This window comes from Winogradskyella sp. KYW1333, assembly GCF_003335675.1.
Lineage (GTDB): Bacteria > Bacteroidota > Bacteroidia > Flavobacteriales > Flavobacteriaceae > Winogradskyella.
The window spans coordinates 318,714-332,144 of record NZ_QPHL01000016.1 but is presented as its reverse complement, the minus strand read 5'-3'; the positions used below and the strand labels follow the sequence as shown (position 1 = coordinate 332,144).

Annotated in this window: 16 protein-coding genes; 12 read left to right on the top strand and 4 right to left on the bottom strand. The window is 32.1% G+C overall.

The window, feature by feature from the left end:
- Positions 1-144 precede the first annotated feature (144 nt).
- A complete protein-coding gene (locus tag DUZ96_RS09075; protein ID WP_114301617.1) occupies positions 145-420 on the top strand; it encodes a YtxH domain-containing protein in 276 nt (91 codons plus the stop codon).
- Positions 421-464: 44 nt separating this feature from the next.
- Here the strand turns inward: DUZ96_RS09075 and DUZ96_RS09070 are convergent, their stop codons facing one another.
- Positions 465-1,037: a GNAT family N-acetyltransferase gene (locus DUZ96_RS09070; protein WP_114301616.1), complete on the bottom strand. Its 573-nt coding sequence runs from the start codon at positions 1,035-1,037 to the stop codon at positions 465-467.
- Complete coding sequence (locus DUZ96_RS09065; RefSeq protein ID WP_114301615.1) at positions 1,034-1,672, bottom strand: alpha/beta hydrolase; 639 nt, start codon at positions 1,670-1,672, stop codon at positions 1,034-1,036. The genes DUZ96_RS09070 and DUZ96_RS09065 overlap by 4 nt, the downstream gene beginning before the upstream one ends.
- Before the next feature lie 45 nt (positions 1,673-1,717).
- Here DUZ96_RS09065 and DUZ96_RS09060 point away from each other — a divergent pair, with 45 nt between their 5' ends.
- The 8 genes from DUZ96_RS09060 to DUZ96_RS09025 all read left to right on the top strand — a co-directional run bounded on the left by DUZ96_RS09060 (position 1,718) and on the right by DUZ96_RS09025 (position 8,989).
- The gene (locus DUZ96_RS09060) at positions 1,718-2,143 is read left to right on the top strand and encodes a PaaI family thioesterase (protein WP_114301614.1); all 426 of its coding nucleotides are present in this window, start codon (positions 1,718-1,720) and stop codon (positions 2,141-2,143) included.
- Between the two features lie 104 nt (positions 2,144-2,247).
- Positions 2,248-3,270: a chorismate-binding protein gene (locus tag DUZ96_RS09055; RefSeq protein ID WP_258774357.1), complete on the top strand. Its 1,023-nt coding sequence runs from the start codon at positions 2,248-2,250 to the stop codon at positions 3,268-3,270.
- Positions 3,271-3,300: 30 nt separating this feature from the next.
- Entirely contained in the window at positions 3,301-5,061 is a 1,761-nt protein-coding gene (menD, locus tag DUZ96_RS09050) for a 2-succinyl-5-enolpyruvyl-6-hydroxy-3-cyclohexene-1-carboxylic-acid synthase (protein WP_114301612.1), read from the top strand.
- Positions 5,062-5,167: 106 nt separating this feature from the next.
- Positions 5,168-5,506 (top strand): DUF2853 family protein, encoded by a 339-nt coding sequence (locus DUZ96_RS09045; protein WP_114301611.1) that lies wholly within the window; start codon positions 5,168-5,170, stop codon positions 5,504-5,506.
- Positions 5,507-5,586: 80 nt separating this feature from the next.
- Positions 5,587-6,417, top strand: a complete 831-nt coding sequence (locus DUZ96_RS09040; RefSeq protein WP_114301610.1) for a S1 RNA-binding domain-containing protein — start codon at positions 5,587-5,589, stop codon at positions 6,415-6,417.
- A 100-nt stretch (positions 6,418-6,517) separates the two neighbouring features.
- Entirely contained in the window at positions 6,518-7,357 is an 840-nt protein-coding gene (locus DUZ96_RS09035; protein ID WP_114301609.1) for a 1,4-dihydroxy-2-naphthoyl-CoA synthase, read from the top strand.
- A gap of 15 nt (positions 7,358-7,372) precedes the next feature.
- Positions 7,373-8,278 (top strand): 1,4-dihydroxy-2-naphthoate octaprenyltransferase, encoded by a 906-nt coding sequence (gene menA / locus DUZ96_RS09030; protein ID WP_114301608.1) that lies wholly within the window; start codon positions 7,373-7,375, stop codon positions 8,276-8,278.
- Positions 8,279-8,314: 36 nt separating this feature from the next.
- On the top strand, positions 8,315-8,989 hold the full coding sequence (locus DUZ96_RS09025) for a metal-dependent hydrolase (protein WP_114301607.1): 675 nt from the start codon (positions 8,315-8,317) through the stop codon (positions 8,987-8,989).
- Between the two features lie 6 nt (positions 8,990-8,995).
- Here the strand turns inward: DUZ96_RS09025 and DUZ96_RS09020 are convergent, their stop codons facing one another.
- Both DUZ96_RS09020 and DUZ96_RS09015 read right to left on the bottom strand, forming a co-directional pair.
- Entirely contained in the window at positions 8,996-9,787 is a 792-nt protein-coding gene (locus DUZ96_RS09020) for an SDR family oxidoreductase (RefSeq protein ID WP_114301606.1), read from the bottom strand.
- Positions 9,784-10,680, bottom strand: coding sequence for a sterol desaturase family protein (locus DUZ96_RS09015; protein ID WP_114301605.1), 897 nt, complete (start codon positions 10,678-10,680; stop codon positions 9,784-9,786). The genes DUZ96_RS09020 and DUZ96_RS09015 overlap by 4 nt, the downstream gene beginning before the upstream one ends.
- Before the next feature lie 58 nt (positions 10,681-10,738).
- On the opposite strand from DUZ96_RS09015, the gene DUZ96_RS09010 reads away from it, so the two are divergent.
- Genes DUZ96_RS09010 through DUZ96_RS09000 form a run of 3 tightly spaced genes read left to right on the top strand, consistent with a single transcriptional unit; the run spans position 10,739 to position 13,429 of the window.
- The gene (locus DUZ96_RS09010; protein ID WP_114301764.1) at positions 10,739-11,428 is read left to right on the top strand and encodes a DUF2490 domain-containing protein; all 690 of its coding nucleotides are present in this window, start codon (positions 10,739-10,741) and stop codon (positions 11,426-11,428) included.
- Between the two features lie 4 nt (positions 11,429-11,432).
- Positions 11,433-12,467, top strand: a complete 1,035-nt coding sequence (locus tag DUZ96_RS09005; protein ID WP_114301604.1) for an o-succinylbenzoate synthase — start codon at positions 11,433-11,435, stop codon at positions 12,465-12,467.
- Positions 12,468-12,469: 2 nt separating this feature from the next.
- The gene (locus tag DUZ96_RS09000; protein WP_114301763.1) at positions 12,470-13,429 is read left to right on the top strand and encodes a CPBP family intramembrane glutamic endopeptidase; all 960 of its coding nucleotides are present in this window, start codon (positions 12,470-12,472) and stop codon (positions 13,427-13,429) included.
- Positions 13,430-13,431: the final 2 nt, after the last annotated feature.

The following is a 13,431-nucleotide window of genomic DNA, read 5'->3' as shown; positions in this document are numbered from 1 at the left end:
TCGTTTGAATATTTATTTTGACGATAAACTGTGGAAAGTAATTATATTCAACAATATATGTGTTTATCCACTTTTGAAAAGGATATATGTAACAAAAGAAAATAATTAACTAGGTATAAGTGGACATTGACTAAAGAGAAAACTATGATTCAGTATAAAGGAGCACTGGTGCTAGGTACAATAATTGGAGTTGGTGTAGCAGTATTACTTACGCCTAAAAAAGGTAGCATTACAAGGGAAAATCTAAAAAAAGAAGATTTGAAAGTTAAAGATCAATTGGTTGATGATTTTAATGAAGTTAAGGATGATTTATCTAAAGCAAGTGCCTCAGGTAAAGAAAAACTTAAGGAAGATTTAAAAGGCCTCGCCTCAAAAACAAGTTTTCAAACCGAAAAGGCAATAACTTTTCTAGAAAAATAATTGGCAATACTGAAGGAGAAAAATAAAACGTTTCAACAAACGTCTTAGTAACCTTCAAAAATAGTAGATTTTATATCAGACCATTCTTTTTTTAGAATGCCATAGCAACAAGTATTTCGTCGAAAGCCATCTTGCATTATTGTGTTTTTCCGTAATACTCCTTCCAGAGTACCACCAATTTTTTCAATAGCTCGTCTTGATTTTAGGTTGCGTTCATCAATTCTAAATTCAACTTTTTCAAAATTCATGTTTTCAAATGCATATTGAAGCATTAAGAACTTCATATTCTTGTTCAATCCGGTACCTTGAAATCTTTTCCCTATCCAAGTCCAGCCAATATGAAGAACTTTGTTATTATAGTCAATTAAACCAAATCTGGTTGAGCCTGCAAATTCACCATTCAATTTATCGAAGACTAAAAATGGAATAATTGTTTTATCATAATAACCCTTAACTGCAACTTTAGCATATTCTCTAAGTTTTTCTTGAGTAGAAATATCCGATGGTGAGTAGTAAATGAGTTGATCTTCCTTAGCTATGTCTGTGAGATTCGAATAATTGCTTAAATCCAATAAGCTCAATTTTACTCTGTCATTTTCTAATACTGGTATGTTCATATAATACTTTTAATAAAGTCTACATTAACTACATGCTTACCTTCAAAAGGTATAATTTTTAATTTATTACCAAACAACTCTTTGGCTAATTGAGTTTCCTCAATAATTCGATATTCGTTTAAATATTCATCTTTCGTACCATAAACTATAAACACTTCTGTTTCATTATTCATATACTTAAAATTTTCATCAACGAGTTCCTTGGGTATACCACCTGAGTGAATAATTAATTTGTTGCACTGAAGTTTTCTCTTTGAAATATACCTTAATGCAACACTTACTCCTTGGGAATAACCTAAGACAATAAAATTTATATTTTTTGGCAAATGTTCATTATCCAAAATTGCATCAAAATATTTAATGATATTTTCCATACCAGATTCAGTATTATCACGAGTTAACCAATTCGCACAAACGTGCATTTTTGGTTGCTGGTAGTACTTACTAGGTGCTTGAGGTGCAATTATATAATTCTTGTCAGAATCTAATGTCTTAAAGTATTTTAGAAAATATCTGCTTAAGTAACCCATGCCATGACACACAAACCATACATTTTCTGTATTTTCATTAATATTATTAAGTGTTGAATAAGAGTTACTTGAAATGTAACTTACTTCTTTTTCGGTCGAATTCATTATTCTCAGTATCTTTGCAATCGACTTTAAAAATAACGTTTTTCTATGCAACTTTCTAAAGAACAATTTCTAATAAAAGCCAATACAATTTGTAAAAACACTCTAATGGAGACATTAGAAATTGAGATGGTAGATTTTGGCGATGATTACCTCATTGCTCGTATGCCTGTAAATGAAAGGGTGCACCAACCAGATGGCGTTTTACATGGTGGTGCAACGGCAGCATTAGCTGAAAGTGTTGGAAGTTTTGCATCTCATTTATTCATAGATACTGAAAAGTTGTTTGTTAGAGGATTAGAAATCACAGCAAATCATTTAAAAAGCGTTAAAGATGGTTTTGTTTATGCAAAAGCAACTTTTTTGCACAAAGGAAGAACAACTCAGTTACTAGATATCAGAATAACTGATGATGCCGATAATTTAATCTCTATTTGTAGGTTATCTACAATTTCTCTACCCAAATCTTTGTAAAATTGAATAGCATTTCATTTTTTTCTGCCTTAGAAAATCATTACAATCAAAAATTACCTTTTGTAGTATACAGCAGACCAATAAATTCTGTGATAAAATGTTGGTTGCAAAAAGATAAAGAATTGCACACAACAGGTAATTATGGTGAAAGTGGATTTGTATTTGCACCATTTGATAGTGCTGAGAAAAGTATATTATTACCAGAAAAGTACTGCACTCAACATATATTGGAGGTTGATTCTGAATTTAAGTTCAATTTTGTGATTAATTCAAATTTAGAAGCACCCTTAGATGCTGATAAGAAAAGCTATTTAGACCTATTAAAAAAAGGTGTTACGCAAATAAAGGATGGGAAATTAGACAAAGTTGTCTTGTCTAGAAAAGAGGAGCATGAAGTTGGATACTTGAGTCCACTAGACTTGTTTAAACAATTATATTCAAGGTATAAAAATGCAATGGTTTATTGTTGGTACCATCCAATGGTAGGTTTATGGTTGGGTGCTACTCCAGAATTGTTGTTCAAAATAGAAGGCAGACAATTAACCACTATTTCATTAGCCGGTACCCAAACTATAAACAATCTTAGCCAAATCAATTGGGCCAATAAAGAACTGGATGAACAGAAAATTGTAACGGACTATATAACTAATCAGATCCAAGATTATACATCGAATATTAATATTTCTAAAACTGAAACTGTTAGAGCAGGTGATTTACTTCATTTAAAAACAAGGATTACTAGCAACCTAAATAAAGACACAAGATTAAAAGATATAATCCGTGCACTTCATCCTACACCTGCGGTTTGTGGATTTCCTAAAGAGGCTTCAAAAGCATTTATTATCCAAAATGAAAATTATAAAAGAGCGTATTACACAGGGTTTTTAGGGGAGCTCAATTTGAAGCAAATACAATACAGAAATTCAAATCGAAGAAATGTTGAAAACAATGCTTATTCCAGTATTAAAAATATTTCAAATTTTTATGTCAATCTGCGTTGTATGCAAATTAAACAAGGTAAAGCCTTAATTTATGTTGGTGGAGGAATCACTAAAGATTCAGATCCAGAAAAGGAATGGGATGAGACGGTAAACAAAACCAAAACTATCGTTAACGTTTTAAAGTAAAACAAGGAGAATCCTTATCTTTGTGCGTTAATGAAATATTCTAAAATTCCCTTATCACAAACTATAGTCGCTTTATGTGAAGCGCAGAATATTCAGCATGTAGTTATTTCTCCTGGTAGTAGAAATGCACCTTTAACAATCGGATTTACAAATAATAAATTTTTTAAATGCTACAGTATTGTAGATGAACGTTGTGCGGCATTTTTTGCTTTAGGTATTGCGCAGCAGTTAAACAATCCTGTTGCATTAGTTTGTACATCGGGTAGTGCCCTTTTAAACTATTACCCAGCAATATCAGAAGCATATTACAGCAATATTCCTTTGCTAGTTTTATCTGCTGACAGACCAAAACATCTTATCGATATTGGTGATGGGCAAACCATTAAACAAAACAATGTATTTGGAGATCATGTGGTTTTTAGCACTAATTTGAAGTTAGACCTTGATGAAGAATCGGTAAATAAGAATGAAGAAGAATTACCAATTTTTAAAAGTATTGAAAACCAATTAGAGCGATTTTTAGGGCTTCAAAAAGATATTCAGTCATATAACGAATTGGAAATAATAAATGCTTTAAATATGGCTAGATTAAATTCTAGGCCTATACATATCAATATCCCTTTTAATGAACCGCTATATGAAACTATTGAGCATCCCAGCATAACTGTTAATGATTATGAAGTATTAAATAGAAATGAAGATTTTAACGATGACGACATAAAGGCTTGCAAGGATATATGGAATGGAACTGACAAAAAAATGATTTTAGTTGGTGTTCTGCCTCCTAACTCAATTAAGGAAGATATATTAAATCAAATTGCTGACGATAATAGTATAATTGTCTTTACCGAAACCACCTCAAATCTCAACAATCCTGATTTTTTCCCAGGAATTGACAAAATAATTGCTTCCTTAGATGATTCTGGTTTTAAAGAGCTTCAACCAGATTTATTAATAACACTTGGAGGTCTGATCGTATCAAAAAAAATTAAGGCCTTTCTCAGAAAATACAAACCAAAACACCATTGGCATATTGGGTTAGACAATGCAAATGATACTTTCTTTAGTTTGAGTATGCATTTAAGAATCGCTCCGAATAGCTTTTTTGCAGACTTTTTACCAAAAGTAAGCAATGATAAAAAAAACAATTACAAATCAAATTGGATTGATGTAAGGCAAAAGCGACGCAAATTGCATGATTCTTATTTAAAGGAAATTCAATTTTCAGATTTTATGGTTTTTGACAAAGTACTTTCAACATTGCCTCTTAGAAGCTTACTGCATGTAGGTAACAGTTCTGCGATAAGATACACACAACTATTTCAGTTAAGAACGGATATAAGCGTATTCTGTAACCGAGGGACTAGCGGTATTGATGGCAGTACGAGTACAGCAATTGGAGCTTCTGTTATGTCAGATAAACGCACAACTTTTATAACAGGAGATCTTAGTTTCTTTTATGATAGTAATGCTCTTTGGAATAATTATATCCCTAAAACTTTCAGGATTATTGTAATTAATAATGGAGGAGGAGGTATATTCAGAATATTGCCTGGACATAAAAACACCGATAATTTTGACACATTTTTTGAAACCAAGCATAACTTAAACGCAAAGCATTTATGTGAAATGTTTGGACTTGAGTATCAATCAGCAAATGATTCTGAGAAGTTAGATTCATGCCTAGATACTTTTTATAATTTATCGGATCAACCTAAACTACTTGAAATTTTTACTCCCTCTAGATTAAATGATGAAATACTTCTCAATTACTTCGATTATATTAAATAGTGACTAGAATCATTTACTTCAGAAAAGTGACTTATCCATTTATTAAGTGTTTAAAAATTAGTTATCTTTAATAACCAAAAAAATAATAATCTAAAACATTAAAATAATGAGTAAAAGAGATGAATTAATCTTAAAATATGCGGCAGATTTAAAAGACAAGTGTGGTGTTAAACCAGATATGGATTTGTTAACCAAAGTAACAATTGGTTTAGGCCCCTCAATTTATAATGCAGATTCATCTACTGTTTCTGGTTCTGATGAAAAAGAATTAGCAACGGTAAAGAATAACTTTTTAATTAAAAAATTAGGATTAAATGCTAGTGCTGAATTAGATGGAGCAATAGACTCAGTAATTGAAAAGTACGGTCGTTCTAATAGAAACAAGTATAGAGCAGTAATCTATTATTTATTAGTTAAGCACTTTAAAAAAGAGTCAGTTTACTAAGATTTATTTACAAACAATTAAAAAGCGCTTTGATATATTATCATAGCGCTTTTTGTTATTAATATCAATACCTTTGCAAAATGATGCAATTAGGAGAATACAATACATTTGAGATTTTAAGAGATACAGATCCTGGTTTGTTTTTAGGTGATAATGAAGGCAATGAGGTCTTATTACCAAACCGATATGTACCTGAAGAATTTAATATTGGAGATAAAATTGAGGTTTTTGTTTATTTAGATAACGAAGAAAGACCAGTTGCCACAACTGACAAACCATATATTACCAAGGGAGATTTTTCACTTTTAAGATGCAATCAAGTAACAAAATATGGTGCTTTTTTAGATTGGGGGCTAGTTAAGGAATTATTCTGTCCTTTTAAAGAACAAGCATTTAAGATGAAAGCAGGTGGATGGTATTTAGTGCATTGTTACTTAGATGAAGAAACAGAAAGACTTGTAGCCTCTAGTAAGACCAATAGATTTCTTGATAATAAGGAGTTGACGGTTTCAAAATTTGACGAAGTTGATTTAATTATATCTCATCCATCTGAAATTGGAATGAATGTAATTGTCAATAAGAAACATCTTGGATTGGTTTTCAAAGATGATATTTTCAAAGACATTAGCGTAGGAGATAGATTGAAGGGCATTGTTAAGAAAGTTAGACAAGACAATAAATTAGATATTCTTTTAAGTCAGATAGGGTATAGAAATATAGAGCCTAATGCAGAAATTATACTTAAGGAATTAAACGATAATAGTGGGTTTATACCATTACACGATAAGTCCGATCCTGATGATATTAAGCATCAGCTTCAAATGAGTAAAAAGAGTTTTAAAAAAGCTATAGGAACTCTTTATAAAGAGCGTTTAATTACTATTGAATCAGACGGTATAAGACTAGTTTAGAAATAGAAAGCTTTAAAAATTTAATTAGATTTTCAATTATTAATTGATCAGAAATCATTGTTATTAATTCCTTATTTTTACAGTTAAATTCCTGAAAAGAATGAACCAAATAGATTGGAAAATTGCTAAAACCTATGAAGATATTACATATCAAAAATGTAATGGTGTAGCACGGATAGCTTTTAATAGACCTAACGTAAGAAATGCATTTCGTCCTAAAACAACATCAGAATTATATGATGCGTTTTACGATGCAAATGAAGATACTAGTATAGGTGTTGTATTATTAAGTGCAGAAGGACCTTCAACAAAAGATGGGATTTGGAGTTTTTGTTCAGGTGGAGATCAAAAAGCAAGAGGTCACCAAGGTTATGTTGGTGATGATGGTTATCATCGCTTAAATATTCTTGAAGTGCAACGATTAATTCGTTTCATGCCAAAAGCTGTAATTGCCGTGGTTCCAGGTTGGGCTGTAGGTGGAGGACATAGTCTACATGTGGTCTGTGATTTAACATTGGCTAGTAAGGAACATGCAATTTTTAAGCAAACAGATGCTGATGTTACTAGCTTTGATGGTGGCTATGGTTCAGCATATCTGGCAAAAATGGTTGGTCAGAAAAAGGCACGTGAAATTTTCTTTTTAGGAAGAAATTATTCAGCGCAGGAGGCTTATGAAATGGGAATGGTCAATGCGGTAATTCCTCATGAAGAATTAGAGTCAACAGCTTACCATTGGGCTCAAGAGATATTAGCTAAATCCCCAACCTCAATAAAAATGCTAAAGTTTGCAATGAACTTGACAGATGATGGTATGGTTGGGCAACAAGTATTTGCTGGTGAGGCAACGCGTTTGGCTTACATGACAGACGAAGCAAAAGAAGGCAGAGATGCTTTTTTAGAAAAAAGGAAACCCAACTTTCCTAAAAAATGGATTCCGTAATCTAAAAGCTTTTGAATGAAAAAAATTAAACCTTGGCTATCGGCCATGCGCTTAAGAACATTACCATTATCCGTTTCAGGTATTATTTTAGGAACGTGCTTTGCCTATTTTAATGGGCATTTTAGTTGGTGGGTTTTGGTGCTAGCCATTCTAACAACCATGAGTCTTCAGATACTTTCAAATTTGGCAAATGACTACGGTGATGGTGTTAAAGGAACAGATAATGATGAAAGAGTTGGGCCAGAAAGAGCTATTCAAAGTGGTGCCATAACTCCAGATCAAATGCTCGATGCTATAAAGTTTAATATTGTTGTGGTAATTATTTTAACATTGGCCCTAATTTGGGCTGCCTTTGGGCCTAATGAATTCTTATTATTACTATTGTTTGTAACGCTAGGAGGAATGTCTGTTTATGCTGCACTTAATTATACCATGGGAGATTCTCCTTATGGTTATAAAGCGTTAGGAGATGTATTTGTATTTATTTTTTTTGGATTAATAAGTACTATAGGTAGTTATTTATTATATACTAAATCAATTGATCATGTTGCAATTTTACCAGCAATTGCCTTAGGATTTTTGAGCGTAGGCGTATTAAATCTTAACAATATGCGTGATATTCAGTCTGATACAAATTCAGGTAAAATAACAATTGCAGTAAAACTCGGTTTAAAAAAGGCTAAATCATACCATAATTTATTGATTTTAGGAGCGATGTTGTTATCCATTGTTTTTTCAATTCTTTATTATATTGAGCCCTACAATTTTTTATATCTTCTTTCATTTATACCTTTTGTCATTCACTTAATAAAAATCAATAAAGCAAAAGAACCTAGTGACTTTGACAGTCAATTAAAGGTACTTGCGTTATCAACTTTTCTCTTTTCAATATTATTAGGGATTGGATATATTTTGTATTAAATTTATTCTGGAGATCATTCTATTAAATAATTAAGTATGAAAGTAACTTTTTACGGACATGCCTGTTTAGGCATTCAAATTAAGGACATAAATATACTAGTCGATCCTTTTATTTCAGGAAATGAAAAAGCGTTACATATTGATATAGATACATTAAAGGCAGATTACATTTTAGTAACACATGCACACCAAGATCATACATTAGATGTAGAAGCTATCGCGAAGCGCACTGGTGCTGTTATTGTTTCTAATTATGAGATTGTAGTTCATTATCAAAACTTAGGATTAAAAGGTCATCCTATGAATCATGGTGGTTCTTGGGAGTTTGATTTTGGTAAAGTAAAGTATGTAAATGCAATACATACTTCTTCATTTCCGGATGGAAAATACGGAGGCCAACCAGGAGGTTTTATTATTGAAGGGGATAAAACAATTTACATAGCTGGAGATACCGCATTGACTTACGATATGCGACTAATAAGAAAACAATTTGATTTAGATTTAGCTGTATTACCTATTGGTGATAATTTTACAATGGGAGTTGACGATGCCATACAAGCTGCTAGATACGTTGATTGTGATAAAATACTAGGTTATCATTACGATACTTTTGGATATATTGAAATTGATAAACCTAGGGCAAGGGCAAAATTCGATTCTAAATTAAAGAAATTGTACTTATTGGAAATCGGTGAAAGTTTAGACGTTTAGAAATAACTACCGTACTTGACTTTTCATTACCATTTTGTGCAGTAGCTTTGGGAAAAATCTCTTAAGGTATATTCCCTTGGTTTCACCTCTACCTATATAGGCTTCAAATTTTTCTTTCTTAATTGCTTTAATCATCCGTTTTACAAAAACATTTGTTGAAAGCCCTTGTTCTGTTGCTTCGTCTTGTTGTTTTTGTGTTGATCCGTCTCCAGTTAAAGCATTTCGAGCAATATTTGTGTTCACAAATCCAGGGCAGATCATTGTTACTTTAATATTATCCTTTTGATGCTCCATTCTTAAAGCGTCAAAAAAACCATGTAAGGCATGTTTAGCACCACAATAAGCAGATCTATAAGGTGAGCTAAATTTTCCCATTAAACTCGTCACTGTAACAAAATGACCTGATTTATTTAGTATAAAATGAGGCAATAAGGCTTTTGTTAATGCAACCGTTCCTAAATAATCAATTTCCATTAGTTTTTTGTCTACAGAAATGTCAGTGTCTATTATCAGAGAACGTTGACTTATGCCACCATTATTGATTAAAATGTCAATTTTACTGAAGTAATTAATTGCCTCTTTACATATTTCTTGCATGTTCTGATAATCTGCCAAATCAAATGGTAATACTTCTATATTATGGTTATTTGAACATTCCTTCTTAACTTCATTCAATACATCACCACGTCTAGCTGAAAGAATTAATTTGCAATTGTTTTTAGATAGTTCAACAGCAAGTGCTTTGCCAATTCCGCTTGATGCACCTGTAATCCATATTACTTTATCTTTAAATGTCATTGTTTAGAATTAGTTTCTAGCCACTCTTCTCTAAGTTCATCGCTTATTTTACCAGTACCATCATGCTTCCATCCAGGTGGTTTGATGAGATATTGCAACCTATCTTTTATGGATTTATTACCACTAAATGCATCTTTAAACATGTATACCCATTCAATAAAGGCAATTTTTATTGGGTTGAAGGTATTTATGTTTTTAACCAACCCATAATTTACTCTTTCACTTTCTAATTCTGGTTGAAATGTACCGAACAATTTATCCCAAATAATCAATATGCCTGCATGATTTCTATCAAGATAAATAGGGTTGCTTCCATGATGAACTCTATGATGAGACGGTGTATTAAATATAGCCTCAAACCATTTTGGCATTTTATTTATTGCCTCTGTGTGTATCCAAAATTGATACAATAAACTTATTGACATTTGAAGCATTATCATGGCAGGATGAAACCCTAATAAGGGTAACCACAACCAAAATATAAAAGTGTAAAATCCACCACTCCAAGTTTGTCTCAGTGCAGTACTGAGATTATAGTGTTTAGAGGAATGATGTACTACGTGCGATGCCCAAAATAACCTACATTCATGCGAAATTCTGTGAAACCAATAATAGGCAAAATCATCAGCAAAGAACAACAATACAAATGACCACCAAACAATAGGTATTTCTAATAATCTAAAACTATCATAAACCCAGAAGAATACTAAAAGTACAAGTGCTTTACTGCCAAATCCCAAAAACACATTGCCCAAACCCATTGCAATAGAAGAAAAAGCGTCTTTTGGCTCATAGGTCTTTATACCCATTTTAATGGTAACATAGAGTTCTAGCAACATTGCTAAAATAAAGAATGGAATAGCGTATAGTATTATGTTAGGAAAATCTGGCATTTTTTTATTTAGAAACGTGAGTTACGTATTTTTGTATTTCAAAAATAACCCATTTTATATGAAGTTAAAATTACTTGTATTCATTTTAATTGCCAATGTATTTGGTCTATCTGCACAAGTTGATGAATCTCAGACTGGTGCATGGTATATGTATTTTTATAGCCATAAATTTAATAATAGTGAATTTGGCATTCAAGGTGACTTTCAATATCGAGATTGGCAAGGTCTTGGGGATAAAGAACAGTTATTGCTCAGATCTGGTCTTACCTACACACCTAAGAACGTAGGCGTTACTTTTACCTTGGGATATGGAAATATTACAACAGGGCAATATGGTAATAGTGATGAAACTTCAGCTGAAAGTCGAATTTATCAAGAGGCTTTAATTCCACAAAAGCTAGGTAATCGTGTTTATCTAACACATCGTTTTAGGTTTGAACAACGATTTGTTGAGGATCAAGATTTTAGGACAAGATATAGGTATAATCTTTTTTTAAATGTCCCTTTAAATAAGAGTGATTTGTCACCAAAAGCCTTTTATATAGCACTTTACAATGAACTCTTCATCAATGGGCAGACTGATATAGGTGATTCTAGAACGGTTGAATTATTTGATAGAAACCGTACCTATCTTGGGATGGGATATGTATTGAATCCAAAAATAAGGTTTCAATTTGGATGGATGAATCAGAAGACTGTGAATTGGGGCAAAGGTCAAATTCAATTAAGTATACATCATAATTTTTAGGTCAATGCATGCTAACTATTTCAAGTATATTTTAAATTTCAAAAAGCCAAGTGGTACCTCTCGAGGTATCATGAATATTAAAGAAACTTGGTTTATTAAACTTGAAGATAATGGTAAAATTGGAATAGGTGAGTGTGGTATTTTAAGAGGATTGTCAATTGATGATAGACCTGATTACGAAGAAAAGCTTAAATGGGCTTGTGAAAATATCCATCTAGGATTAGAGGTATTGATTACGGAGTTAGAGGAATATCCAAGTATCCAATTTGGTTTAGAAATAGCCTTTATTTCATTGGGTAGTAGCAATGAGTTTATATTATTTCCGTCTGCCTTCACAAAGGGTTTAGATTCCATTCCTATTAATGGACTAGTTTGGATGGGAAGTGAGGATTTTATGCGCATTCAGATTTCAGAAAAAATAGATTCTGGTTTTAACTGTATTAAGTTGAAAATTGGAGCAATTGACTTTCAAACCGAACTGAATATTCTTAAATCTATTCGTAAGGAATTTTCAGAATCTGATATTGAACTACGGGTCGATGCAAATGGAGCTTTCTCAACACATGAGGCTTTGGAAAAACTGAAAAATCTATCAGACTATAAGATTCATTCAATTGAACAACCCATAAAACCAGGCCAATATGATGAAATGGCTAGTTTATGTGATGTTACACCAATTCCTATTGCCCTTGATGAAGAATTAATTGGTGTCTTCTGCCGAGATAGAAAAAAAGTTATACTTCAAGATATTAAGCCTCAATACATCATATTAAAACCCAGTTTAATTGGCGGATTTAAAGGAAGTAGTGCATGGATAAATTTGGCTAATGATAATGACATTAATTGGTGGGTAACAAGTGCATTAGAAAGTAATATTGGATTAAATGCTATCGCTCAGTGGACATACACTTTAGAGAATAAAATGCCTCAGGGATTAGGTACTGGTGGCCTATTTACAAATAATTTTGTTTCGCCATTAACGGTAAAAAATGGTACTTTGCGTTATAATACTAATCAAGATTGGAATTTTAATTTATGAATATGGACTATATACAACAGGCGTTTAAGGGATTACATGATGGATGGCGATATTTTGTAGGAACAATAATTGTAATAGTATTTGTAATTATTGGTCAAATACCATTTACCGTAGCAGCGATTGTTGAAGCAAGTAACCAAGGTATGTCGTTTTTTGAATTGGATGAAACTACATTAATGACAATTTTAGAGCCAAACCTAAATCTATTCTTAATGCTACTGTCTTTTGCTTTTGGTTTATTGGGGCTTCTTTTGGTTAATAAATATCTCCATAAAATGAGTCTTACCCAACTAACCACAGCAAGGGAAAAGATTGATTGGAAGCGTTTTTGGACTATATTTTTTGGTTGGGGAATAATATCATCAGGATTTGTTCTAATGGACTATTTTATGGCACCTGACGATTATGTTTTGAATTTTAATCTATCAAAGTTTTTAATTCTTTGCATAATAGCAATAATTATGGTACCTCTCCAAACAAGCTGTGAGGAATATTTGTTTAGAGGGTATTTAATGCAGGGATTAGGCGTTGTAACAAAGAATAGATGGTTTCCATTATTATTTACTTCATTAGTTTTTGGATTATTACATATAGCTAATCCAGAGGTTGATAAGTTGGGTTACATCATTATGATATACTATATAGGTACAGGTTTATTTTTGGGGATTGTTACCTTAATGGATGAAGGGTTGGAGCTAGCTCTTGGATTTCATGCGGCGAACAACTTGTTTACGGCTTTGCTAGTTACTGCAGATTGGACGGCATTTAAAACATATTCTATATTTAAGGATATGTCAGATCCTACTGAGGCTACATTTGTAGATATTATTGTGCCTGTATTTGTCATTTTTCCAATACTACTATTTATCTTGTCTAAAATGTATGGATGGAGTAATTGGAAGGAAAGATTATTAGGTAAGGTTACTGAGCCGCCAAAAGAAGACTATAAAATCATTGAATAGAA